Source organism: Polaromonas sp. (genome assembly GCF_029945895.1).
Classification (GTDB): domain Bacteria; phylum Pseudomonadota; class Gammaproteobacteria; order Burkholderiales; family Burkholderiaceae_C; genus Polaromonas.
Genome location: NZ_JAQSDL010000112.1, coordinates 84,447 through 109,031, shown reverse-complemented (window position 1 = coordinate 109,031; position 24,585 = coordinate 84,447). Strand labels below are relative to the sequence as shown.

The following is a 24,585-nucleotide window of genomic DNA, read 5'->3' as shown; positions in this document are numbered from 1 at the left end:
CGATTGTCTGAGGCGAAGCCGAGTTCGAGCGAGACCCCGCTTTTGTCGAGCACCGGAGGTTGCCCGTAGCGAAGCGAAGGGACCCAGACCATCGGGTCGCCTTTCTTTTGGGTACTTTTCTTTGGCGACGCAAAGAAAAGTACCTCGCCCGCCGGGGCGAGACCCGGCTTGCAGGCAAACCACGAGCAGCGGGGGCAAAGACGGCTTCAACCAGCCCAGCCCAGACAAGTGGAGTTAGTCTCCAGCCCGGGTTCGCTGATAGCCCAGCAGCGCTCAACATAAGGCCAGCGCCTCCAGACATTGCCGTTTGTGCACCTCGCCACTGGACGGCTTGATCTCCAGCCCCGGCAATCGCAGGCCGTAGCGCAGGCCCAGCCTGTCGGCCTGCAGCACCCAGGCGCACAGGCGCGATAGCCGAGCTTCTGTGCCGAGCGAGCCGGCCTGCAAAAAGTCCAGCCAGAGTTCGTGCCGCTGGGCCTGCTGGGTGTCGCGCACCACCAGGCCGTTGCCCTGGTCGTCGGCTTTGGCGGCTTTTTTCCACATGACGAGTTTGAGCGGGTCGCCGCGGCGGTAGCCGCGTACGCCGTCGAACTCGCCGGCGCTTTGCCAGCGTGCCGAGGCGTCGGCCCCGCCCGAGCGCGGCTCGCCAGGGGGCAGGGGAGGCGGGCGCAACTCCGGCGCCGGGTAGACCAGCATCTGCGCTGCGGGGCGCCAGATGGTCCAGACGCGAAAGGTGCCGAGCGGGAACCGGGTTTCGGCGGTCAGCGTGGGCAGGCGGTGCAGGCCGCGGCGTTGCGGGGTGAAGGCGACCTGCACCGTGGCGCTGTTCTGCGCCGGCACATCGGTCCAGGCCCAGTGCGGCTGCCCGGTCGCGCCCGGTGCGGCCAGCACGCTGATGCCGATGCCATGCCGCACGGAGCGGCGGCTGTTCGTGAGTTTGACGTCAAAAACGGCTGCAGTGCCCGCGAAATGGGCGGGGGGTGCTATCAAATTCATGGCAAGACCGCGCAGGGTGCCGTGGCACACATGCATGCCGGTCAGGGCGCTGCCGGCCAGCAAAAAGGTCAGCAGGTAGCCCAGGTTGAGCTGGTAGTTGATGGAGGCGACCAGCAACACCAGCAGCGTGAGCGCCAGCATGAGACCGGGGCGCGTCGGCAGGATGTAGACATTGCGCTGGGTCAGCACCACGCTGTCGGTCAGCGGAAGGCGGCTTTGCCACCATTGCTGGAAACGCCCGCGCAGGAATGTGGCCCCCACGCTGGTCGCTGCGCGTACTGCGCTGCCCCCCGAGGGGGCTAATTTCCCTTGGGGCGGCCCGGCGGGAAATTGCTGTGCCACGTTGATCGCATTTTCTCTTCCTGCCGGAGGCTTCATGGCAAGGGCACGGCCTCGATCATGGCGCGCACCTGCTCGACCGAGCCGCGCCCGGCGTCGCTGACCGGGATCAACCGGTGCGCCACGGTTTGCGGCAGCACGGCCACGATGTCATCCGGCGCCACGTAGTCGCGCCCGCTCAGGAAAGCCTGCGCGCGTGCAGCGCGGACCAGGGCGATGCCGGCGCGCGGGCTCAGGCCCTGTAAAAACCAGCGGCCCGACCGGGTGGCCGCAATCAGGTCCTGCAGGTAATTGAGCAGGGGTTCCGCCGCATACACCTGCTGGACCTGCTGCTGCAGGTCCAGCAGGTCATGCGGCATGAGCACGGTGGTCAGCTTGTCGACCATGTCGCGGCGGTCGCTGCCGCCCAGCAGTTCGCGTTCGGCGGCGCGGTCCGGGTAACCGAGCGAGATGCGCATGTGGAAACGGTCCAGCTGCGACTCGGGCAGGGCGTAGGTGCCCAGCTGGTCGTGCGGGTTCTGGGTGGCAATCACAAAAAACGGCACCGGCAGCGGCCGGGTTTCGCCCTCCACCGTCACCTGCTTTTCTTCCATGGCCTCGAGCAGTGCACTTTGCGTGCGCGGGCTGGCGCGGTTGATCTCGTCAGCCAGCAGCACCTGGGCAAAAATCGGTCCGGGGTGGAACACGAAACTTTCCTTCTGGCGCTCGTAAATCGATACGCCGGTCAGGTCGCTGGGCATCAGGTCGGCGGTGAACTGTACGCGTGAAAACTGAAGTCCGAACGAACGCGACAGCGCATGCGCCAGCGTGGTTTTGCCGACGCCCGGCACGTCTTCGATCAGCAGATGCCCGCCGGCCAGGAGGCAGGCGACGCAGTCCTGCACCTGGGCCGGCTTGCCCACAATGACCGTGTTAAGCTGATTCAAAAGCGTTTGAATTTTTTGTTTCGCGTTCATGTCATCAACCTTACCGCAAAATTTCTCCTATGAGCGCCACCGGCTATTTCACCCATAAAGACTGCTGGAAACACGAGATGGGTGCCGGGCACCCGGAATGTCCGGAGCGGCTCGACGCGATTGAAGACCGGCTGCTGATCACCGGCGTCGGTGATGCGCTGGACCGGCGCGACGCACCACTCGCCTCCACCAGCGACCTGGAGCTGGCGCATGGCCGCATGCTGATTGCCTCGCTGCGCGGCCTGAGCGACCAGCTCGCCGAAGAGATTCTCGCGGGTGGTCCGACCCACGCGCAGATCGACCCCGACACCTCGATGAACGTGCACACCTGGACGGCGGCCCTGCGCGCGGCCGGCGCCACCCTGGCGGCCACCGATGCGGTGATGGCGGGCGAGGTTGAAAACGCCTTTTGCGCGGTGCGGCCGCCCGGCCACCATGCCTGCCACGACAAGGCCATGGGCTTCTGTTATTTCAACAACATTGCGGTGGCGGCCAAATACGCGCTGGAGCGGCACGGCCTCAAACGCGTGGCGATTGTCGATTTCGACGTGCACCACGGCAACGGCACGGAAGACATCATTCGCGGCGACGACCGCATCCTGATGGTGAGTTTTTTCCAGCACCCGTATTACCCGTATACCGGCGCCGAAACGCAGGCCACCAACATGGTGAACCTGCCGGTGCCGGCCTACACCAAGGGCATGGACATCCGCGAGCTGATCGAGATGATGTGGATTCCACGCCTGGAGGCTTTCAAGCCGGAGATGATTTTCATCAGCGCCGGTTTTGACGCGCACCGCGAGGACGACCTGGGCCAGCTGGGGCTGACGGAACAGGACTACGCCTGGATCACCATGCGCCTGAAGGACGTGGCCAAGCGCCACGCCAGGGGCCGCATCGTCTCCTCGCTCGAAGGCGGCTACAACCTGGGTGCACTGGCACGCAGCGTGGAGGCGCATATCCGCGTGCTTGCCGATCTATAGACCTCTGGATTCTTGCCATGAATGATTCTTCGGCCCCCGTGCTGCATACCCGCGACGAGCGCGGAGTGAACTGGCTGACGCTGAACCGTCCGGATGCTTTCAATACCCTGAGCGAAGAGATGCTGGCGGCCCTGCAGGGCGCGCTGGATGCCGTTGGCGCCGACCCTGCTGCACGCATCGTGGTGCTGGCTGCCGAAGGCAAGGCTTTTTGCGCCGGACACAACCTCAAGGAAATGCGCGCGCAGCCCGAACTGGCCTACTACCAGAAGCTGTTTGCGCAATGCACCCGCATGATGCTCACGATCCAGACCCTGCCGGTACCGGTGCTCGCGCGGGTGCAGGGGGTGGCCACGGCTGCCGGTTGCCAGCTGGTGGCGCAATGCGATCTGGCGGTGGCCAGCAGCGAGGCGACCTTTGGTGTCAACGGCATTGATGTGGGCCTGTTCTGTGCCACACCCAGCGTGCCGCTGGTGCGCAACATTCCCGCCAAGCAGGCCATGGAAATGTTGCTCACCGGCGGCTTCATCCCTGCCGAAGAAGCGCGCGTACGCGGCCTGGTCAACCGCGTGGTGGCGCCGCAGGCGCTGGATGCTGAAATAGAGCAGATGCTGCAGGCCATCCTGGCGAAACCGCGCGAGGCCATTGCCATGGGCAAGGCCCTGTTTTACCAGCAGCGCGAAACCGGCATCGCGGCCGCTTACCAGCTCGCCGGCCAGACCATGGCCTGCAACATGGTTCACCCGGTGGCGCAGGAGGGCGTGCAGGCCTTCATCGACAAAAGGAAGCCCCAATGGCCGGCCCTGTGAGCTCCCGGGCGACGACGTCCGCCCGAATCGACACGCTTGACGAATGGTTTGCCGCGATGGCCCAACCCAGTGCACTGACCGAACTGGCGGCGCTCATCGCCTGTGTACTGCTGGCCTGGCTGCTGGTGCGGGTGGCCAGCCGCGCGCGCGTCGTGGCGGACGGCACCTCCATCCTGTTTGGCCGGCGCGTGATCGACGGTGTGTTGTTTCCCCTGCTGCTGCTGTTTTTTGCCTACGCGGCCCAGACGTTGCTGGCGCGGTTGTTTCCCGTGGCCGTGTTCAAGGTGGCGGTTCCGGTGCTGTTGTCGCTGGCGGTGATTCGCCTGGGTGTCAAGGTGCTGCAGGTGGCCTTCAAGGACGCCCCGTTTGTGCGGGCCCTGGAACGCACCATTTCGTGGCTGGCCTGGCTGGCGATGGTGCTCTGGGTCAGCGGCCTGCTTCCGGTGATTCTTGAAGAGCTCGACGACATCAAGTGGAAGGTCGGCAACTCGACCCTGTCAGTGCGCACCATGCTCGAGGGTGCGGTGACGGCCGGGGTGGTGCTGCTGATCACGCTGTGGATCTCCGCGGCGATTGAAACGCGATTGCTGCGTTCTGCCACCGGCAATGAGTTGTCGCTGCGCAAGGCGATCAGCAACGCCACCCGCGCGGTGCTGATGTTTGTGGGCCTGCTGATGGCGTTGTCGGCGGTAGGCATTGACCTGACGGCGCTGTCGGTGCTGGGCGGGGCGATCGGCGTGGGCATAGGCTTCGGCCTGCAGAAACTGGCTGCCAACTACGTCAGCGGCTTTGTGATGCTGGCCGAGCGCAGCGTGCGCATCGGTGACAACGTGCGGGTTGACAACTTCGAGGGCCGCATCACCGACATCAACGCGCGTTACACCGTGGTGCGGTCGCTGGGCGGCCGCGAGTCCATCGTACCCAACGAAATGTTCATCAGCAACCGCATTGAAAACCTCTCCCTGGCCGATTCGCGCGTGCTGCAGTCGACCGTGGTGTCGGTGGGCTACGACAGCGACGTCGAACTGGTGATGCGTTTGCTGACCGAGGCGGCGCTCGCGCAGGATCGCGTGCTGCGCGACCCGGGCCCGGGTGTCAACCTGACCAACTTCGGGGCCGACGGCCTGGAGTTCACGCTGAACTACTGGATGACCGACCCCGAAAACGGCCAGCAGAACCTGCGCTCGCGCATCAACCTCGCCATCCTGCAGTCGCTGCGCGACAACGGCATCGAGATTCCTTACCCGCAGCGGGTGATTCACACCCGGCCCCAGGCGGGGCAAGAGGTCAAGGTTTCCTGAGGCCTCCCGTGCCGCGCCCGTTCCGGCGCGGCGACTGCCTTCACTTCATGAAAGAGGGCAGCCAGAGGCTGAGCCCCGGGAAGGCCAGCAGGATGCCCAGCGCCACCACCTGCATGACCACAAAAGGCCAGACGCCGCGGAAGATGGCGCCCAGACCGACCTTGGGCAACAGGGTGTTGAGCACAAACAGGTTCATGCCCACGGGCGGCGAGATCAGGCCGATCTGGATCACCATCACGATCAGCACACCGAACCAGACCGGATCGAAACCGAGCGACACCACAATCGGGAAAAACAGCGGAATCGTCAGCAGCACCATGGTGAGCTCTTCCATCACGGTGCCCAGCAGAACGTAGATCATCATCATCGCCGCGACGATCATCACCGGAGACAGGCCCAGGTGGGTGATCCACTCCTTGAGGTCATTGGGCATGGAGGTGAAGTTCACGAAGTTGGCAAAAATGGTTGCCGCGATCAGCAGGGTGAACAGCATGGCTGTGGTGCGCGCCGACTCCACCAGCACCTCCAGCGTGGCTTTCACCGTCAGCCGGCGCCGTGCCAGTGCAAACAGGAAGGAACCCGCCGCGCCTATGCCTGCGCCCTCGGTGGCGGTGAACACGCCGCCGTAAATGCCGCCCAACACCAGCACCACCAGCAGCAACACGCCCCAGATGCCGCGCAAGGCCTTCCAGCGTTCGGACCAGCTCGATTTTTCAGCGGCCGGCGCATGCTCCGGATCCATGAAGGTCATGAAAACCACGGCCACCATCAGCAGCAGGGCGATCAGGATGCCCGGGATCACGCCGGCCGCAAAGAGCTTGCCAATGTTGGTTTCGGTCACGATGCCGTAGATGACCATGATGGTCGAGGGTGGAATCATGATGCCCAGCGTGCCACCTGCAGCAATCACGCCGGTCGAGAGCGAGTCGCTGTAGCCCAGCCGTTTCATCGACGGGTAGGCGACCTTGCTCATGGTGGCGGCGGTGGCAATCGACGAGCCGCAAATGGCGCCAAAGCCGGCGCAGGCCGCGATGGTGGCATGCGCCAGGCCGCCGCGCAGGTGGCCGATGAAGGCGTAGGCAGCATGAAACAGCTCATGGGCCAGCCCGGCGCGGGCGACAAAATTTCCCATCAGGATGAACAGCGGGATCACCGACAGCGTGTAGGCAAAACCGGTTTCATGGACGACTTGCGCCGTGCTGGCCAGAGCCGGGTGCCAGCCGCGTGTCAGGCCCATGCCGACGATGCCGACCAGGCCCATGGCAAAAGCCAGCGGCAGGCGCAACAGGGCCAGCACGAAAATGGCGCCAAAACCAAGCAGGGCTTCGGTCACAGCGTGACTCCTTCACCCGTGTCGGTATCGGAGGCGGGGCGCAAAGCCATCCCCAGGTGAATCAGCCCGGCCAGCGCGCACAACACCGCCATGCCGTAAATGAAGGGCGCTTTCAGGATCAGCAGCTGTGCCGTGGTCTCGCCGGTTTCCAGGTACTGGCCGCCGGTTTGCCACATCAGCCAGCCCAGTGCCAGCAGGACCACGCCGCAGATCAGCTGCATCAGGATGCGTTGCACCTTGCGGACAGCCTCGGGCAGGTAGTGGTCCAGGGAGTCGAACACCACATGTTCGCCGCGCAGCGAAACCAGCGGCAGTGCTGCAAAAATCACCACCACCATCAGCAGCTCGGTGAGTTCCAGGGAGCCGGTGATGGAGTTGGAGAGAAGCTTGCGCCCCCCCACGTCAAAAAAAGTCAGCGCCATGATGGCGAACAGGGCAAGGGCAGCCAGCAGGCCGCAGACCCTCTCGATCAACTTGTTCAATCTATGTGCCTCGATCCATGAAAAAAAGCGCGGCCCTCATTGTCCATGAGGCCGCGCCGGGGCTGGCGTCTGGGCGTCAGCGGGTTATTTTTCCTGGCGGGCGATTTCCGCGCGGAACTCAGCCAGCACCTTGGCCGCGTCCTTCAGGCCCTTGGCTTCAGCGTCCTTGACCCACTTCTGTTCCAGCGGGGCCGTCCTGGTCTTGACGTCGGCAACAAAGGCTGCATCGGCCTTGACGACCTGCACGTTGTTGGCCTGCATCAGGCCCATGGCGCGGCGATCCACGCGGTCCCAGCCGCGGCCGTAAATGCGCGCAGCCACTTCGCCGGAGATGGCGTCCACCGCCTTCTTCTGGTCGGCGGGGAGCTTGTCGTATTTGGCCTGGTTCATCATGAACACAAAGCTGGTGTTGTAAAGGCCACCGGGAAAGGTGGTGGCATGTTTGATGAGCTTGTCGATCTTGAACGACTCGGTGGACTCGGCCGGGAACAAGGTCCCGTCCATGACGCCGCCGGAGAGCAGCTCGTACGAGTCGGGCGCCGGCTTGAGCGTGACATTCATGCCCAGCGTCTTGGCGATCTCGTTGACCATGCCGCCGCCGACGCGCCACTTCAGGCCGCCGAGCTCGGCCACGTTGGTCACGGGACGTTTGGTGTTGAACACAATCCCGGGGCCGTGGGTGAAGAAGGACAGGACCTTCACGCCCTGGTGTTCCGCCTGGAACTCGGGGTGTTTCATGGCGACCTTGTTGAAGGCCACGGAAATCGGCTCGGAGGTGTTGCCCAGGAAGGGGAACTCGGCCATCTGGGTGTAGAGAAAGCGTCCCGGGGTGTAGCCGTGCACGGTGTAGGACAAGTCGGCCAGGCCATTCTTGACAGCGTCCATGGTGCCAGGCGCTGCAGTGACGCCCCGCGGCAGGATGTTGCATTTCATCTTTCCGGCGGTGTTTTTCTCCAGCAGGTCGCACCATTCCTTCTGGGCCATGCTCAGGGTGTGGGTGGGCGGCAGCCAGCTGGAGACGGTCAGCACGGTCTGGGCAGAGGCAAGGCCGCTGCAGACGGTGAGCAGGGCGGCGGCAATCGGTTTGATGTTCATAAACACTCCGGGTGGTCAGCAGGCTGACCGGATGACTTTGTTGAGGGCTGACTCAGTGGCGGGGGTTGCCCTGATTCATTCGGAACAGCCACTTTAAGTCACTGATGGGCGCCAGTCTGTCCATGCTTACCCCAATTAACCGACCAAACGGTCTGTTAATTTGGCGCTCAAATGTCGCCCGGGCAACAGTGCTTTGGGTCGGTGGCTCTAATTCGGCCGGCAGGGGTCCTTATAATGAAATAGAACGATCGTTCTTTTTTGTTCTTTGCTGTCAATACGCCTCGCTGCCGAAAGCCTGTGCTTCAGGCAACCCGGCAGCCGCAGCATAGAATCAGGTGCTTTACGTACACGTCAATTCAATCAACTCTGGAGTCCTGCATGAAGGTCTTGGTACCCGTCAAACGCGTTGTGGATTACAACGTCAAAGTCCGCGTCAAATCCGATGGCACCGGTGTCGATATCGCCAACGTCAAGATGAGCATGAACCCGTTTGACGAGATCGCCGTCGAAGAGGCCACCCGGCTGAAGGAAAAGGGTGTGGTGACCGAGGTGATTGCGGTGAGCTGCGGCGTGGCGCAATGCCAGGAAACCCTGCGCACGGCCATGGCCATTGGCGCCGACCGCGCCATCCTGGTGGAAACCGCCGAAGAGCTGCAGCCGCTGGCGGTTGCCAAGCTGCTCAAGGCCCTGGTGGACAAGGAGCAGCCGCAACTGGTGATCCTGGGCAAGCAGGCAATTGACGACGACTGCAACCAGACCGGCCAGATGCTGGCCGCCCTGCTGGGCTGGCCCCAGGCGACGTTTGCCTCCAAGGTCGACGTGGCCGACGGCAAGGCCGTGGTCATGCGCGAAGTCGACGGCGGCATGGAAACCCTGTCCTTGAGCCTGCCGGCCATCATCACGACCGACCTGCGCCTGAACGAGCCGCGCTACGTGACCTTGCCCAACATCATGAAGGCGAAGAAAAAGCAGCTCGACAACGTCAAGCCTGAAGACCTCGGAGTCGACGTCAAGCCGCGTATCAAGACGCTCAAGGTCAGCGAGCCGCCAAAACGCAGCGCCGGCATCAAGGTGCCCGATGTCGCCACGCTGGTGGACAAGCTGCGCAACGAAGCCAAAGTCATTTGATTCGCCCCGGACGAGGGGCCCCGCGCAGCGGGGATCGAACGGTCGGCGAATCAAATTGGAAGCGCCGGTACAACGTAGACATAAACAGTTTTCCAGGAGTCACACCATGACCGCACTTGTCATCGCAGAACACGACAACGCCAGCATCCGCCCCGCCACCCTCAACACCGTCACCGCTGCCTCCCAGTGCGGCGGCGAGGTGCATGTGCTGGTGGCCGGCCTGAACGCTGGCGCAGCCGCTCAAGCCGCCAGCCAGATTGCCGGCGTGGCCAAAGTCATCCACGTGGATGGCGCCCACTTCGAACACGGCCTGGCCGAAAACATGGCCGCCCAGGTCATCGCGCTGGCCGGCAGCTATTCGCACATCCTGTTCCCCGCCACGGCTTCGGGCAAGAACATCGCACCGCGTGTCGCGGCCCTGCTGGACGTCGGCCAGATCTCCGACATCACCAAGGTCGATGCGGTCGATACCTTCGAGCGCCCGATCTACGCCGGCAACGCGATTGCCATCGTGCAGAGCCTGGACGCCACCAAAGTGATTACCGTGCGCACCACGGGTTTTGATGCGGCAGCAGCCAGCGGCGGCTCTGCCGCTGTGGAAATCGTGACCGGTGTGGCCGACAGCGGCAAGTCGACTTTTGTCGGTAGCGAAATCGCCAAGAGCGACCGCCCTGAACTGACCGCCGCCAAGATCATCGTCAGCGGTGGACGCGCGCTGGGCAGTGCCGAAAAATTCAACGAAGTCATGACCCCGCTGGCCGACAAGCTCGGTGCGGCGCTCGGTGCTTCGCGTGCTGCGGTCGATGCCGGTTATGCACCCAACGACTGGCAGGTCGGCCAGACCGGCAAGATTGTGGCGCCCCAGCTGTACATCGCCGCCGGCATCAGTGGCGCGATCCAGCATCTGGCCGGCATGAAGGACAGCAAGGTCATCGTGGCGATCAACAAGGATGCCGAGGCGCCGATTTTCAGCGTGGCCGACTACGGCCTGGAGGCCGACCTGTTCACGGCGGTCCCCGAACTGGTCGCCGCCCTTTAATCCGGGTGGATGAACAGGGCATCGCTGGCGATGCCCTTTTTTTGCGCCGGATAACCGGACTATGGATTGACATCTGGACACTGGAGACACGACATGAGCTACAAAGCCCCCCTCAAGGACATGCTGTTTGACATCAAACACCTGGCCAACATCGATGCAGTGGCGCAGATTCCGGGCTTTGAGGAGGCCGGTTTTGAGACGGCGCAAGCGGTGCTGGAAGAATGCGCCAAGTTCAACGAGGGCGTGTTGTCTCCGCTGAACTGGGAGGGCGACAAGAACCCCTCGAGCTGGAAAGACGGCGTGGTCACCACAACGCCCGGCTTCAAGGAGGCCTACAAACAGTACGCCGAAGGTGGCTGGCAGGGTCTGCAACACCCGCTGGACTTTGGCGGCCAGGGCCTGCCCAAGACGATAGGCGCAGCTTGCGGCGAAATGCTCAACTCGGCCAACATGAGTTTTGCGTTGTGCCCGCTGCTGTCGGACGGCGCGATTGAAGCGCTGCTGACGGCCGGCTCGGACGAGCTCAAAGCCATTTACCTCGAAAAGCTGGTCAGCGGGAAGTGGACCGGCACCATGAACCTGACCGAGCCTCAGGCCGGTTCCGACCTGGCGATGGTGCGCAGCCGTGCCGAGCCGCAGCCTGACGGCACCTACAAGGTGTTCGGCACCAAGATCTACATCACCTACGGTGAACATGACATGGCCGAGAACATCGTGCACCTGGTGCTGGCGCGTGTGACCGGCGCGCCCGAAGGCGTCAAGGGCATCAGCCTGTTTGTGGTGCCCAAGTTTTTGGTGGGCAAGGACGGGGCGCTGGGCGCACGCAATGACGTGCACTGCGTGAGCATTGAACACAAACTCGGCATCAAGGCCAGCCCGACGGCGGTGCTGCAGTACGGCGACCACGGCGGCGCCGTCGGCTACATCGTCGGCCAGGAAAACCGCGGCCTCGAGTACATGTTCATCATGATGAACTCGGCGCGTTATGCGGTGGGCATGCAGGGCATTGCGATTGCCGAGCGCGCTTACCAGAAGGCCGTGGCCTTTGCGAAGGACCGCGTGCAGAGCCGTCCGGTCGATGGTTCCATCAATGCCAGCGCACCCATCATCCACCACCCCGACGTCAAGCGCATGCTGATGACCATGCGCGCCTACACCGAAGGCTGCCGTGCCATGGCCTCGGTGGCCGCGGCCGCCTATGACGCGTCGCATCACCACCCCGACGCCGACGTGCGCAAGCAGAACCAGGCCTTCTACGAATACATGGTGCCGCTGGTCAAGGGTTACAGCACCGAGATGAGCCTGGAGGTCACCTCGCTGGGCGTGCAGGTGCACGGCGGCATGGGTTTCATCGAGGAAACCGGTGCGGCGCAGTATTACCGCGACGCCAAGATCCTGACGATTTACGAAGGCACGACCGCCATCCAGGCCAACGACCTGGTCGGGCGCAAGACCGCGCGCGACGGTGGCCAGACCGCCAAGGGGATTGCCAGCCAGATTGAAAAGACCGAGGCTGCGCTGCTCAAGCAGGGCGGCGCTGCGGCGAAGGCCGTGGCCAAACGCCTGACGGCTGCACGCAAAGCTTTTGTCGATGTCGTGGAATTTGTGGCCGGCAACACCAAGGCCTCACCCAACGCCGTGTTCGCCGGCAGCGTGCCTTACCTGATGCTGGCCGGCAACGTGGTCGCCGGCTGGCAGATGGCGCGTTCGCTGCTGGTGGCCGAAGAACATCTGGCTCGCGGCGAAGACACCGCCTTCATGCAGGCCAAGATCACCACCGCGGTGTTCTACGCTGACCATCTGCTGAGCAAGGCGCCCGGCATGCGCGACAGCATTGTCGAAGGGGCCGACAGCGTGACCGCGTTGGCGCTGGAGGCTTTTTGAACCGACCTTGACCGGCCCTTGGTTTGCTATCTATTTGATAGCTGTTGTCGCCCGATTGACAAGGGCCAGGCTCACTTTTCGCTCAGAATCTCACAAGAACCATCACCGGAGACACCATGTCCAGACTTCCCGCCCCGCTGAACGCGCTGCCCCTGCCCATCATCGGCTCGCCGCTGTTCATCATCAGCAATCCCAAGCTGGTGATTGCCCAGTGTATTGCCGGGGTGGTCGGTGCCATGCCCTCGCTCAACGCGCGTCCGGCGTCGCAGCTCGACGAGTGGCTGGCCGAGATCACCGAGACGCTGGCCGCCTACAACAAGGCCAACCCGGACAAGCCTGCCGCGCCGTTTGCGATCAACCAGATCGTGCACAAGTCCAACGACCGGCTCGAACACGACATGGAAATGTGCGTGAAATACAAGGTGCCCATCTACATCACTTCGCTGGGCGCACGCGAGGACATCAACGCCGCCGCGCACAGCTACGGCGGCGTGGTGCTGCACGACATCATCAACAACAAGTTCGCGCGCAAGGCGATTGAAAAGGGCGCCGATGGCCTGGTGGCGGTGGCTGCCGGCGCCGGCGGCCATGCCGGTGTCAAAAGCCCGTTTGCGCTGATCCAGGAAATCCGCCAGTGGTTTGATGGCCCGGTTGCGCTGTCTGGCGCGATCTCCACCGGCGGCGCGGTGCTGGCAGCGCAGGCCATGGGTGCCGACTTTGCCTACATCGGCTCGGCCTTCATTGCCACCGAAGAGGCGCGCGCCTCGGACGCCTACAAGCAAGCCATCGTGGACAGCAATTCCGATGACATCGTCTACAGCAACCTGTTCACCGGCGTGCACGGCAACTACCTGGCTCCGTCGATTCGCGCGGCCGGCATGGACCCCGACAATCTGCCCGAAAGCGACCCGAGCAAGATGAACTTCGGCGGCGACAAGTCCAAGGCCTGGAAAGACATCTGGGGCTGCGGCCAGGGCATTGGCGCGATCAGCAAGGTCCAGAGCACGGCCGACTTTGTTGCGCAGCTCAAGCGCGAGTACCAGGAAGCGCGCCAAAGGGTCTGCGCTTAAGCTGCCTGCCCCATGAAGCCGCCAGTCGCTGTCCTGCCGCCGTCCGCGCAGCGCCTGCCCGGCATTGATGCCCTGAAGGCGCTGGGCTGCGTGCTGATCGTCTGGCACCACCTGGCGTTCTACGGGCCCATGAGCGATGTGGTCTACACGGCAGCGCCGGCGCTGATGGACTGGCTTTACGACGACGCGCGCATGGCCGTCCAGGTGTTTCTGGTGGTGGGTGGTTTTCTGGCCGCCAGCGTGCTGGCGCCCCAGGGGCTGGCGGTGTTCCGGCAACCCGGTCGCCTGATCCTGCGCCGCTACCAGCGGCTGGCGCTCCCCCTTCTTGTGGCCCTGGCCATCACCACGCTGGTTGCGGCGGCAGTGCGGCCGTGGCTGGCGCATCCTTCGGTGCCCGACAGCCCCACCGCCTGGCAGGTGCTGGCTCATGTGTTCCTGTTGCAGGACATCGTGGGGCAGGAAGCGCTGTCGGCAGGTATCTGGTACGCGGCGATTGATTTCCAGCTGTTCGTGATCAGCGTGCTGCTGTTCGCGCTGGTGGACCACGGCCACAGACGCTGGCCCGGCGTGCCGGCGCAGGCCGGGGTGCTGTTGGTGGTGCTGCTCGCCGCCGCGTCGCTGGGGATGTTCAACCGGCACGCGGCGCTGGACATCTCGGGGCTGTACTTCTTTGGCGCTTACGCCCTGGGCATGCTGGCCTGGTGGGCATCGCGCAGCGCCCGGCCGGTGCGCTGGCTGCTGGCCCTGGGGCTGCTGGGTGTGGTGGCGCTGGTGCTCGACTTCAGGGGCCGGTTGCTGGTGGCGCTGGTGGTGGCGCTGATCCTGGCGGCCCTGGAGCGCCGCCGGGCGTCAGGGCGCTGGCTGGACGCGCCGTGGCTGCTGCAGCTCGGTCAGATGTCCTACTCGGTGTTCCTGATTCACTTTGCCGTGCTCTTGGGCGTCAATGCCGTGGTCAGCCATTTCTGGCCCACGCAGCTGGCGGCCAATGCGCTGGGCATGCTGGTGGCCTTCGCCTTGTCGCTGCTGGCGGGCAAGGCGCTGTACCTGGGCGTGGAGTCGCGGCGCCGGCCGGCGCGTGTGCCGCCCGGAGTGGGTCTCAGCACCCCCTGAAGCCCGTATTTATCCGGTTAAAAGTGCTTTTCCCCAATAGGGACGGGCGCAAGACGCTATTGAATATATAGCGTTTCAGGGGCCGACGGGTGGGAACTGCTAGGCGACAGAAGAGTGGCTATACTGTAATTTTGTACAGTATTCTCCAGACCTTCCCCATGACCGAAGTCGCCATTCCCGTGCATGCCATCAAGGGCCGCGGCACCGCCACGCGCCTGGCTCACCGGTTCGAGAAAGACGCGCGGCCCACGCACAGCTACCTCAACCTCTCGCCGGGCCTGGACTTTGAAACAAAAATCATCGCCAAGCGCAACATAGCCGCCATGCTGCGCGCCGACCTCGGCAAACGCAGCTATGTGCCCAAGCTGATCAACATCGGCTCGGCCACCGATTGTTACCAGCCGGTCGAGCGCGAGCTGCGCCTGACCCGCGGCCTGATCGAGCTGATGCAGGAACTGGGGCATCCGCTGGCGCTGGTCACCAAGTCCAGCGGCGTCGAGCGTGACCTGGACCTGCTGGCGCCCATGGCGGCCCGACATCTGGCCGCGGTCTACGTGACCATCACCACGCTGGACGGCGAACTCGCCCGCAAGCTCGAGCCGCGCGCGGCGGCGCCGCACCGGCGCCTGCGCACCATCCGGACGCTGGCCGACGCGGGCGTTCCCGTGGGGGTGAGTGTGGCGCCGCAGATTCCGTTTGTGAACGACGACATGGAGCAGGTGCTGCAGGCCGCCTTTGAGGCCGGTGCGCGCACCGCGTTTTACACCGTGGTGCGACTGCCCTGGGAAGTGGCGCCGCTGTTCAAGCAGTGGCTGGAACTGCATTACCCGCAACGTGCGGGCCGCATCATGGCGCGTATCCAGGAGATGCGCGGCGGCAAGGACTACGACAGCGACTTTGCCTCACGCATGAAAGGCAGCGGCCTGTGGGCCGACCTGATCAAACAGCGGTTTGAAAAAGCCTGCCACCGGCTGGGCCTGAACCGGCAGCGCACCGAGCTGGACTTCAGCCAGTTCAGGCCGCCGGTACGGCCCTCTGCGCAGGGCAGCCTCTTTTAGCTGTTCACTGTGAAAGCTGCCGCGCGTGGTGGCTCAGGTGGTCCGACATGAAGGTGGCAACAAAGTAATAACCGTGGTCGTAGCCCGTATGACGGCGCAACTGCAGGGCCTGGCCGGCGTGGACGCAGGCCGCTTCAAAAAGGTGAGGGTTCAGTTGCTCGGCCAAAAATTTGTCGGCCAGACCCTGGTCGATCAGGATGCCGCCGGGGTAGGGCGCGGCGTCCAGCTTGCTCATCAGGGCGGTGGCATCATGCGCCGCCCAGGCTGATTCGTCGGCGCCGAGGTAGCCGGTGAAGGCCTTGCGCCCCCAGGGGCACTGGCTGGGCGCACAGATGGGTGCAAAAGCCGAGACCGACTTGAACAGGCCGGGGTGACGCAGCGCCAGCGTCAGCGCGCCGTGCCCGCCCATCGAATGGCCGAAGATGCCGATGCGGTCTGCGTTGAGGGGCAGGGTGCCGGTCAGCAGCGGCAGCAGTTCGCCGGTGATATAGCTTTCCATCCGGTAGTGCTGCGACCATGGGGCCTGCGTGGCATCAAGGTAAAAGCCGGCCCCGACGCCAAAGTCCCAGCTCTCGGCGTCGCCGGGAAGCTTGGCGCCGCGCGGGCTGGTGTCGGGTGTGATCAGCGCCAGGCCGAGGCTGGCGGCCAGTCGCTGTGCGCCGGCTTTGACCATGAAGGTTTCCTCGTTGCAGGTCAGTCCCGCCAGGTAGATCAGCGCGGGCACGCTGCCGCCGGCGGCGTCTATCGCGGCCTGCGGCGGGAGGAAGACCGAAAATTTCATCGGCAGGCCGATGGTGGGGGAGGCGTGCTGGTAAAAGCGCTGCACACCACCGAAGCAGGCGTGTTCACTGAGGAGTTCGGGGGACGTGGTCATGGGGCAAGGCTTTGTTGAACCAGTTCAAGCACGGCGTTGGCAAACAGCTGCGGCTTTTCCTGTGGCAGGTTGTGGCCGGCGCCGGGCACGATGCGGTGCGACCGTGGCCCGGTGAAGCGGTGCGCGTGTTGGGCGGCGGTGGCCGGCGGGCGCACACCGTCGTCGCTGCCGTCGAAGGTGATGCTGGGCACCGTGATGGGCGTCTGCGCCGCCAGGCGCCGCTCGATGTCGGCCAGCGCCGGGTCACCGGCCACCAGGCCGAAGCGGTGGCGGTAGGAGTGGATCACCACCTCGACAAAGTCCGGGTTGTCGAAAGCGGCGGCGCTGCGCTCGAAGGTGGCGTCATCAAAGCCCCAGGTCGGCGACCACAGTTTCCAGAGCAGGCGGCAGAAGGCGCGCCGGTCGGCCGCCAGGCCCGCGCGGCCGCGTTCGCTGTGAAAGTAATACTGGTACCAGAGGCTGTGCTCGTTGTCCGGCGTGTCCGGCACCATGGCTTTGGCGATGTTCTGGATGTTGTAGCTGTTCAGCGACACCAGGCCGGCGCAGCGTTCGGGCCAGAGGGCCGCCACCACGCAGGCCGCGCGGCCGCCCCAGTCGTAACCCGCGAGCACGGCGCGTGGCACGGCCAGTGCGTCCAAAAGTGCCAGCAGATCGGCGCCCAGCGCGGCCTGCTCGCCCGATCGCGGCGTGGCGTCGCTGAGGAAACGCGTGGCGCCATAGCCGCGCAGGGAAGGCACATACACCCGGCAGCCTTGCGCCGCCAGCTGGGGCGCCACCTCGGCGTAGGCGTGCATGTCGTAGGGAAAGCCGTGCATCAGGAAGACGGGTGGGCCCTCCGCCGGCCCGGTCTCGTACAGGGCCACGTCCAGCACACCGGCTGTGACCTGGCGCAGGGGCTGGAGCGTATTCATGATGGCCGTGGCGTCGGTGTCAGTAGAGCACCACGCCGCGGATCGACTCGCCGCTTTTCATCAGCTCGAAGCCCTTGTTGATGTCTTCAAGCGGCATGGTGTGGGTGATCAGATCGTCGATGTTGATCTTGCCGTCCATGTACCAGTCCACAATTTTCGGCACGTCGGTGCGGCCGCGCGCGCCGCCGAAGGCCGAGCCTTCCCACTTGCGGCCGGTGACCAGCTGGAAGGGGCGCGTGCTGATCTCGGCGCCAGCCTCGGCCACGCCGATGATGATGCTGCGGCCCCAGCCCTTGTGCGTGCACTCGAGCGCCTGGCGCATCACGGTGGTGTTGCCTATGCATTCGAAGCTGTAGTCGGCACCGCCGTCGGTCAATTGCACGATGGCGTCGACCACGTTGTCCACTTCCTTGGGGTTGATGAAATGGGTCATGCCGAACTTGCGCGCCATGGCCTGGCGGGCAGGGTTGATGTCCACGCCGATGATCTTGTCGGCGCCCACCATCTTCGCGCCCTGGATCACGTTCAGGCCGATGCCGCCCAGGCCGAACACGACCACATTGGCGCCGGCCTCGACCTTGGCGGTGAACAGCACCGCGCCAATGCCGGTGGTCACGCCGCAGCCGATGTAGCAGACCTTGTCAAACGGCGCATCGTCACGGATCTTCGCCAGCGAGATTTCCGGCGCCACCGTGTAGTTGCTGAAGGTGCTGGTGCCCATGTAGTGGAAGATCGGCTGGCCGTCCAGGCTGAAGCGGCTGGTGGCGTCGGGCATCAGGCCCTTGCCCTGGGTGCCGCGTATCAGCTGGCACAGATTCGTTTTGCGTGACAGGCAGAACTTGCAATGGCGGCATTCCGGCGTGTACAGCGGAATGACGTGGTCGCCCTTTTTGAGGGTGGTCACGCCGGGGCCGACGTCGACGACGATGCCCGCGCCTTCATGGCCGAGGATGGCCGGGAAGATGCCTTCCGGGTCGGCGCCCGACAACGTGTAGTAGTCGGTGTGGCAGATGCCGGTGGCCTTGATCTCGACCAGCACCTCGCCGAACTTCGGGCCCTCGAGGTCGACGGTTTCGATGGTCAGGGGCTGGCCTGCTTTCCAGGCGACGGCTGCTTTGGTTTTCATGAGAGGGCTTGTGCGGAAGTGATGAAGACAAAGCACTATAAGCCAGCTCTTCATCAGTCGTCGCCCCGCGACCCCATGACCCGCAACACGGGGTGTTTCACTTTGAGAATGATTGCGCGCAGCTTTGCCCGGAACAGAATTATCAATAAAAAGTGCCTCCAGCCCTTGCTGGATAGGTGCACTAAGCTATTGATTTAATAGCAAACAAAAGGATGTGGCGTGAGGGAACCGGCAGACGATCTACTTATCGTTCAGCCCAAACTGTTCAAACGAACCCGGCCGGCCCTATGCGCCGGTCCGGGATGCCGCACAGTTAGCAAAAATCGCGACCGGGTCGCTTGACATGTCCGACGACCAGCGCAATTGGCTGCTGTTCATGGTACGCCCGCTTGCGGCCTGAGCCACCGAGCCGGCAGGGGAGTTCGCTAAACTTGTTCCCTCACTCCATCAGCAGGACACCACCATGAGCATTCGGGTCGGCATTGTCGGGATCAGCGGTTTTGGCGGCGGAGAGGCGATGCGCCTGGTCGCGAGCCACCCGTCTTTCGAGCTAATCTACGCCGCGGGCGAGGGCAGCGCCGGCAGCCGGTTGGTAGACCGCTTTCCCGGTGTGCCGCCCAAGCTGGCCGAGCTGGTGATCGAGAAGTGGGACCCTGCGAGCCTGCCGAAGCTCGACGTGCTGTTCGCGTCGCTGCCCACGGGCGCCTCGGCCGAAGCGCTGGCGCGCGTCCCCAAGGACGTGAAGATCGTTGATATCGGCGGTGACCACCGCTACGTCGAGGGTTGGGTGTACGGCCTGGCCGACGTCTGGCCAGCCCAGATCGAGGGTCAGACCCGCGTAGCCAACCCCGGCTGCTTCCCTGCGGCGACGCTGAACGCGCTGGCGCCGCTGCTGGTTAACCAGCTGATCGAGCCTGGCAACATCGTGATCGACGTCAAGACCGGCATCTCCGGTGCCGGCCGGGGCGGCGCCGACAGCAAGTTCGGCTACGCCGAGAGCAACGAGAACCTGGTGCCCTACGGTCTGCTCAAGCATGTCCACATGCCGGAGATTGCCAAGACGATCGAGCGGCTGAGTGGCGGCAGCTCGGCCGGGCTGGTGTTCACGCCACACCTGGTACCGATGACCCGCGGCGTACTCGCCACCATTTACTGCCGCGGCCACGCCACCACGGACCAGTGCCTGGACGCGGCCCGGCGTTTCTACGCCGAGCGGGCGTTCGTCCGCGTGACCGACAAGCCACCGCAGACCAAATGGGCTACAGGCTCGAACCTCGCGTTCGTCAGTTATGCGGCCGATCCAGAGCGCAACTTGGTGATCGCGATGGGCGTGGTCGACAATCTGGGAAAGGGAGCGGCCGGTCAGGCGGTGCAGAATGCGAACCTGATCTGTGGCCTACCAGAAACCGCAGGGCTGGACGGCGTGCCTGTTTGGCCGTGAGATCTTCTGCGAGGTCGTGTTGTCCGTCGTTTGTCATGCACGTGATGGTCGGGCGCCGTCGATTCAACTCAAGATGCCGCGCATGGACGCCGACGCGGACCAAGTGACGAAAGACGGGCAAAAAAATGCCGGACTGAATCCGGCATGGGGAGATCACACTCGAGCCAATGTCAGGCGCCGAAGAAGCCCTTGAGCTTGTCGGTCCAGCTTTCTTCGGTCGGCGAGTGTTTGGCGCCGCCTTTTTTCAGGGACTCGTCGAGCTCCTTGAACAGCTTGCGCTGGTGCTCGGTCAGCTTGACCGGCGTTTCCACCGTGATGTGGCAATACAGGTCGCCGGGGTAGCTGGAGCGCACGCCCTTGATGCCCTTGCCGCGCAGGCGGAACTGCTTGCCGGTCTGCGTGCCTTCGGGGATGTCGATGGCGGCCTTGCCGGCCAGCGTCGGCACCTCGATCTCGCCGCCCAGCGCGGCTGCGGGCATGCCAATGGGCACGACGCAATGCAGGTCGTCGCCGTCGCGCTCGAAGATGTCGTGTTTCTTCAGGCGGATCTCGATGTAGAGGTCACCCGGCGGGCCGCCGTTGGTGCCCGGCTCGCCGTTGCCGGTGGAGCGGATGCGCATGCCGTCGTCGATGCCGGCCGGAATCTTGACTTCCAGGGTTTTCGTGCTTTTGGTCTTGCCCACGCCATGGCAGGCGACGCAGGGCTCGGGGATCAGTTTGCCCGTGCCCTTGCACTGCGGACAGGTCTGCTGCACGCTGAAGAAGCCCTGGCGCATCTGCACCACGCCGTGGCCGTGGCAGGTGGTGCAGGTGACCACCTTGGTGCCGGGTTTGGCGCCGGTGCCGTGGCAGGTGCTGCAGTCGTCCCAGCTCGGGATGCGGATCTGCGCGTCCTTGCCGGTGGACGCTTCCTCCAGCGTGACTTCCATTGCGTAGCTGAGGTCGCCGCCGCGGTAGACCTGGCGGCCCCCGCGCTGCCCGCCGCGGCCTTGCTGGCCGCCGAACACATCACCAAAAATGTCGCCAAAGGCTTCGGCAAAGCCGCCAAAACCTTCTGCACCAGGGCCGCCGCCGCGGTTCGGGTCCACGCCGGCATGGCCGTACTGGTCGTAGGCGGCACGTTTTTGCGCATCGGAAAGCATCTCGTAGGCTTCCTTGGCTTCCTTGAATTTTTCCTCGGAGGCCTTGCTGGCGCTGCCCTGGTTGCGGTCAGGGTGGTGCTTCATCGCCAGCTTGCGATAGGCTTTCTTGATGTCTTCATCGCTGGCGTTTTTCGGAACACCCAGCGTGTCGTAGTAGTCTTTTTTGATGGCCATGGGAATTGCGTGTTCAGTGGAAAGGATTCCTGTGCCCCGGATGCGGCAAAGCGGAATGCGGGGAAAACCCCCGATTCCGCTTCGCTGCCCGGAGGCGATGCATCAAAAAGGGGATCAGCCCTTCTTGACTTCCTTGACTTCGGCGTCCACCACATTGTCGTCGGCGGCCGGTTTGGCGGCGGCTTCTTCGCCGCCAGCTGCGCCGCCGGCCTGGGCCGCCTGCGATGCCTGCATGTCGGCGTACATTTTTTCACCAAGCTTCTGGCTGGCTTCCATCAGGGCGGCATTCTTCGCGTCGATGGCGTCCTTGCTCTCGCCCTTGAGCGCCTCTTCCATGTCCTTGATGGCGGCCTCGATCTTTTCCTTCTCGCCGGCGTCGAGCTTGTCGCCGTACTCGGTCAGCGATTTTTTCACGCTGTGCACCATGGCTTCGGCGTTGTTCTTGGCCTGCACAAACTCGACCCGCTCCTTGTCTTCGGCCGCGTGGAGTTCAGCGTCCTTGACCATCTGCTGGATTTCGGATTCCGACAGGCCCGAGTTGGCCTTGATGGTGATCTTGTTTTCCTTGCCGGTGCCCTTGTCCTTGGCGCCCACATGCAGGATGCCGTTGGCGTCGATGTCGAAGGACACTTCGATCTGCGGCGTGCCGCGTGCGGCAGGCGGAATGCCCTCGAGGTTGAACTCGCCCAGCGCCTTGTTGCCCGAAGCGATTTCACGCTCGCCCTGGAACACCTTGATCGTCACGGCCGGCTGGTTGTCCTCGGCGGTCGAGAAGGTCTGCGCAAACTTGGTCGGGATGGTCGTGTTTTTCTTGATCATCTTGGTCATCACGCCGCCCATGGTCTCGATGCCCAGGGACAGCGGGGTGACGTCGAGCAGCAGCACGTCGGAGCGGTCGCCCGACAGCACCTGGCCCTGGATCGCGGCACCGACGGCCACGGCCTCGTCGGGGTTCACGTCCTTGCGTGGCTCCTTGCCGAAGAATTCCTTGACCTTCTCCTGCACCTTGGGCATGCGGGTCTGGCCGCCGACCAGGATCACGTCATGGATGTCGCCGCTGGCGACGCCAGCGTCCTTGACCGCGACGCGGCTGGGGGCGATGGTGCGCTCGACCAGCTCTTCGACCAGCTGCTCCAGCTTGGAGCGGGTCATCTTGATGTTCAGGTGTTTCGGACCCGAGGCATCGGCCGTGATGTAGGGCAGGTTGATGTCGGTCTGCGCGCTGGACGACAGCTCGATCTTGGCTTTTTCGGCGGCTTCCTTCAGGCGCTGCAGGGCCAGCACGTCGTTCTTGAGGTTGACGCCGGATTCCTTCTTGAACTCGTCGATGATGAAGTCGATGATGCGCTGGTCAAAGTCTTCGCCGCCCAGGAAGGTGTCACCGTTGGTGGACAGCACTTCAAACTGCTTTTCACCGTCGACATCGGCAATCTCGATGATGGAGATGTCGAAGGTGCCGCCGCCCAGGTCATAGACCGAGATCTTGCGGTCGCCTTTTTCCTGCTTGTCCATGCCGAAGGCCAGCGCCGCGGCGGTGGGTTCGTTGATGATGCGCTTGACGTCCAGGCCGGCAATGCGGCCGGCGTCTTTGGTGGCCTGGCGCTGCGCGTCGTTGAAGTAGGCAGGCACCGTGATCACGGCTTCGGTGACCGGTTCGCCGAGGTAGTCTTCGGCGGTTTTTTTCATCTTGCGCAGGATGTCGGCGCTGACCTGCTGCGGGGACATCTTCTTGCCGTGCACCTCGACCCAGGCGTCGCCGTTGTCGGCGGCCACGATCTTGTAGGGCATCAGGTCGATGTCCTTCTGCACTTCTTTTTCGGCGAACTTGCGGCCGATCAGGCGCTTGACCGCGTACAGGGTGTTCTTGGGGTTGGTCACGGCCTGGCGTTTGGCCGAGGCACCGACCAGCACTTCACCGTTTTCGAGGTAAGCCACGACCGACGGCGTGGTGCGCGCGCCTTCCGAGTTTTCGATGACGCGGGGAACATTGCCCTCCATCACAGCCACGCAGCTGTTGGTGGTGCCCAGATCGATACCGATGATTCTGCCCATGATTTACTCCTAGATTTTCTTGCTTAAGTTGGTGAAGACGGGGAGGCCGAAGATTTCAGCCGCTGGTCACACGACCATGTTGATGACTTGTGGATAACTTTCGACGTTTCAAGTGCGACATCGCAAATCAATGCATTTATTTGGGCGCCGCCACGGTGACCAGCGCGGGTCGCAACACGCGGTCTGCGATCAGGTAGCCTTTTTGCAGCACGCTGACCACGGTGTTGGCTTCCTGCTCGGCCGGCACCATGCTGATGGCCTGGTGCTGGTGCGGATCGAAGCGGGTCCCGGCAGCGGGGTTGATCTCGATCACCTTGTTGCGCTCGAGCGCGCTTTTGAGCTGCTTGAGCGTGGCTTCGGTGCCTTCGCGAATCTGGGCAGCGGTGGCGTCCTGCTGCTGCAGGCCTGCTTCCAGGCTGTCGGTGACCGGCAGCAGGCTTTCGGCAAAACTCTCGACGGCGAACTTGCGCGCCTTGGCGATTTCGTCGTCGGCGCGGCGGCGGGCGTTTTCAGCCTCGGCCTTGGCACGCAGAAAGTTGTCGGCCAGTTCGGTGTTTTTGGCCTGCAGCACGGCCAGCTCGGCCTGGGCCGCGCCCAGTTCATCGGCCTCGTTGGCCGCCTGCGCGGCTTCCAGCTCTTCCGGGCTGGGCGCGCCGCTGAGGTCTTGGTTTTGTTCGGGTTGTTTGTTGTCGGACATGGTCGAAGGCGTTTGTTCAGAAGGACAAAGGATCAGCTTGGGGCAGTAAAGCCCTTTTCAAGACAAGGAATTGCAGTTGGGCGTTGCGCGGTTGCGCGGGCTCCGGGTTCGCCGGTGCTACCAAATAGATAGCTGGCTGCGCAGGCTGTAAAAGGGCTGCAGCCCGATTTTATGCCTAAAGTATGGCGCTGAAAGGGCCCGCCCCAAATAAAAAGACAGGCGCAGGGCCTGTCTTTGCGGGGATGCCAGCGCCTTATTTCTTCTTGACGGCCGCGACCTTGGTCTGGCTGGCCGACCACTTGGCGGCAAAGGCCTGCACGTCGTTCAGGCGTTTGAGCAGGTCGGCACCCAGGGCGGTGACGATGTAGCCGTCGTTGCCGTGACCCATCAGGCCGGCGGCGCGCAGTTCCTTGATACGGGTGTTCAGGGTGTTCGGGGTGATGCTGCCCACGCTGTCCTGCAGCAGCCGGAAAGTCTGCGGATGACCGTCTTTGAGCGCCCACAACACCCGCAGGGCGTAACGCGATTCAAGCAGTTCAAACAGCTGTCCGACGGCGGCATTTTCTTTGGCACTCATGGGGGGCATCT

22 protein-coding genes are annotated in these 24,585 nt (G+C 63.8%); 10 read left to right on the top strand and 12 right to left on the bottom strand.

Annotated elements, in window-relative coordinates:
* Positions 1 to 273 precede the first annotated feature (273 nt).
* Complete coding sequence (locus PSV33_RS18130; protein ID WP_300563903.1) at positions 274 to 1,257, bottom strand: DUF58 domain-containing protein; 984 nt, start codon at positions 1,255 to 1,257, stop codon at positions 274 to 276.
* A 113-nt stretch (positions 1,258 to 1,370) separates the two neighbouring features.
* The gene (locus PSV33_RS18125; protein ID WP_300563901.1) at positions 1,371 to 2,291 is read right to left on the bottom strand and encodes a MoxR family ATPase; all 921 of its coding nucleotides are present in this window, start codon (positions 2,289 to 2,291) and stop codon (positions 1,371 to 1,373) included.
* Positions 2,292 to 2,320: 29 nt separating this feature from the next.
* On the opposite strand from PSV33_RS18125, the gene PSV33_RS18120 reads away from it, so the two are divergent.
* Genes PSV33_RS18120 through PSV33_RS18110 form a run of 3 tightly spaced genes read left to right on the top strand, consistent with a single transcriptional unit; the run spans position 2,321 to position 5,381 of the window.
* Entirely contained in the window at positions 2,321 to 3,274 is a 954-nt protein-coding gene (locus tag PSV33_RS18120; protein WP_300563899.1) for a histone deacetylase family protein, read from the top strand.
* Positions 3,275 to 3,291: 17 nt separating this feature from the next.
* The gene (locus PSV33_RS18115; RefSeq protein WP_300563897.1) at positions 3,292 to 4,080 is read left to right on the top strand and encodes an enoyl-CoA hydratase; all 789 of its coding nucleotides are present in this window, start codon (positions 3,292 to 3,294) and stop codon (positions 4,078 to 4,080) included.
* Positions 4,065 to 5,381, top strand: a complete 1,317-nt coding sequence (locus PSV33_RS18110) for a mechanosensitive ion channel domain-containing protein (RefSeq protein ID WP_300563895.1) — start codon at positions 4,065 to 4,067, stop codon at positions 5,379 to 5,381. The genes PSV33_RS18115 and PSV33_RS18110 overlap by 16 nt, the downstream gene beginning before the upstream one ends.
* Positions 5,382 to 5,421: 40 nt before the next feature.
* Here the strand turns inward: PSV33_RS18110 and PSV33_RS18105 are convergent, their stop codons facing one another.
* The 3 genes from PSV33_RS18105 to PSV33_RS18095 all read right to left on the bottom strand — a co-directional run bounded on the left by PSV33_RS18105 (position 5,422) and on the right by PSV33_RS18095 (position 8,291).
* Positions 5,422 to 6,714, bottom strand: a complete 1,293-nt coding sequence (locus PSV33_RS18105; protein WP_300518720.1) for a TRAP transporter large permease — start codon at positions 6,712 to 6,714, stop codon at positions 5,422 to 5,424.
* Entirely contained in the window at positions 6,711 to 7,196 is a 486-nt protein-coding gene (locus tag PSV33_RS18100; protein ID WP_300563893.1) for a TRAP transporter small permease, read from the bottom strand. Before PSV33_RS18100 ends, PSV33_RS18105 begins: the two co-directional genes overlap by 4 nt.
* A gap of 84 nt (positions 7,197 to 7,280) precedes the next feature.
* Positions 7,281 to 8,291, bottom strand: coding sequence for a TRAP transporter substrate-binding protein (locus PSV33_RS18095; protein ID WP_300563891.1), 1,011 nt, complete (start codon positions 8,289 to 8,291; stop codon positions 7,281 to 7,283).
* Between the two features lie 378 nt (positions 8,292 to 8,669).
* On the opposite strand from PSV33_RS18095, the gene PSV33_RS18090 reads away from it, so the two are divergent.
* The 6 genes from PSV33_RS18090 (at position 8,670) to PSV33_RS18065 (ending at position 15,580) form a co-directional block, all read left to right on the top strand.
* Positions 8,670 to 9,419, top strand: coding sequence for an electron transfer flavoprotein subunit beta/FixA family protein (locus tag PSV33_RS18090; RefSeq protein ID WP_293592422.1), 750 nt, complete (start codon positions 8,670 to 8,672; stop codon positions 9,417 to 9,419).
* A gap of 106 nt (positions 9,420 to 9,525) precedes the next feature.
* Complete coding sequence (locus tag PSV33_RS18085; RefSeq protein ID WP_300563889.1) at positions 9,526 to 10,458, top strand: FAD-binding protein; 933 nt, start codon at positions 9,526 to 9,528, stop codon at positions 10,456 to 10,458.
* Positions 10,459 to 10,551: 93 nt separating this feature from the next.
* The gene (locus PSV33_RS18080; RefSeq protein ID WP_300563888.1) at positions 10,552 to 12,342 is read left to right on the top strand and encodes an acyl-CoA dehydrogenase; all 1,791 of its coding nucleotides are present in this window, start codon (positions 10,552 to 10,554) and stop codon (positions 12,340 to 12,342) included.
* A 116-nt stretch (positions 12,343 to 12,458) separates the two neighbouring features.
* Entirely contained in the window at positions 12,459 to 13,412 is a 954-nt protein-coding gene (locus PSV33_RS18075; RefSeq protein WP_300563886.1) for a nitronate monooxygenase family protein, read from the top strand.
* A gap of 12 nt (positions 13,413 to 13,424) precedes the next feature.
* Entirely contained in the window at positions 13,425 to 14,522 is a 1,098-nt protein-coding gene (locus PSV33_RS18070; protein ID WP_300563884.1) for an acyltransferase, read from the top strand.
* A 158-nt stretch (positions 14,523 to 14,680) separates the two neighbouring features.
* Entirely contained in the window at positions 14,681 to 15,580 is a 900-nt protein-coding gene (locus tag PSV33_RS18065) for a radical SAM protein (protein ID WP_300563910.1), read from the top strand.
* Between the two features lie 4 nt (positions 15,581 to 15,584).
* Here the strand turns inward: PSV33_RS18065 and fghA are convergent, their stop codons facing one another.
* The 3 genes from fghA to PSV33_RS18050 are packed head-to-tail and all read right to left on the bottom strand — an operon-like array spanning position 15,585 to position 18,491.
* On the bottom strand, positions 15,585 to 16,454 hold the full coding sequence (gene fghA / locus PSV33_RS18060) for an S-formylglutathione hydrolase (protein WP_300563882.1): 870 nt from the start codon (positions 16,452 to 16,454) through the stop codon (positions 15,585 to 15,587).
* Positions 16,451 to 17,365 (bottom strand): alpha/beta hydrolase, encoded by a 915-nt coding sequence (locus PSV33_RS18055; RefSeq protein ID WP_300563880.1) that lies wholly within the window; start codon positions 17,363 to 17,365, stop codon positions 16,451 to 16,453. The genes fghA and PSV33_RS18055 overlap by 4 nt, the downstream gene beginning before the upstream one ends.
* Positions 17,366 to 17,384: 19 nt before the next feature.
* A complete protein-coding gene (locus PSV33_RS18050) occupies positions 17,385 to 18,491 on the bottom strand; it encodes an S-(hydroxymethyl)glutathione dehydrogenase/class III alcohol dehydrogenase (protein WP_300563879.1) in 1,107 nt (368 codons plus the stop codon).
* A gap of 463 nt (positions 18,492 to 18,954) precedes the next feature.
* Between PSV33_RS18050 and argC the strand changes: the two genes are divergently transcribed.
* Positions 18,955 to 19,932, top strand: a complete 978-nt coding sequence (gene argC / locus PSV33_RS18045; protein ID WP_300563877.1) for an N-acetyl-gamma-glutamyl-phosphate reductase — start codon at positions 18,955 to 18,957, stop codon at positions 19,930 to 19,932.
* Between the two features lie 170 nt (positions 19,933 to 20,102).
* Here argC and dnaJ read toward each other — a convergent pair whose 3' ends face one another.
* The 4 genes from dnaJ to PSV33_RS18025 form a co-directional block, all read right to left on the bottom strand.
* On the bottom strand, positions 20,103 to 21,248 hold the full coding sequence (dnaJ, locus tag PSV33_RS18040; protein ID WP_300563875.1) for a molecular chaperone DnaJ: 1,146 nt from the start codon (positions 21,246 to 21,248) through the stop codon (positions 20,103 to 20,105).
* A 114-nt stretch (positions 21,249 to 21,362) separates the two neighbouring features.
* The gene (gene dnaK, locus PSV33_RS18035) at positions 21,363 to 23,300 is read right to left on the bottom strand and encodes a molecular chaperone DnaK (RefSeq protein ID WP_300563874.1); all 1,938 of its coding nucleotides are present in this window, start codon (positions 23,298 to 23,300) and stop codon (positions 21,363 to 21,365) included.
* A 136-nt stretch (positions 23,301 to 23,436) separates the two neighbouring features.
* Positions 23,437 to 23,997 (bottom strand): nucleotide exchange factor GrpE, encoded by a 561-nt coding sequence (gene grpE, locus PSV33_RS18030; RefSeq protein WP_300563873.1) that lies wholly within the window; start codon positions 23,995 to 23,997, stop codon positions 23,437 to 23,439.
* 253 nt (positions 23,998 to 24,250) lie between these two features.
* On the bottom strand, positions 24,251 to 24,574 hold the full coding sequence (locus tag PSV33_RS18025) for a winged helix-turn-helix transcriptional regulator (RefSeq protein ID WP_300563871.1): 324 nt from the start codon (positions 24,572 to 24,574) through the stop codon (positions 24,251 to 24,253).
* Positions 24,575 to 24,585 lie beyond the last annotated feature (11 nt).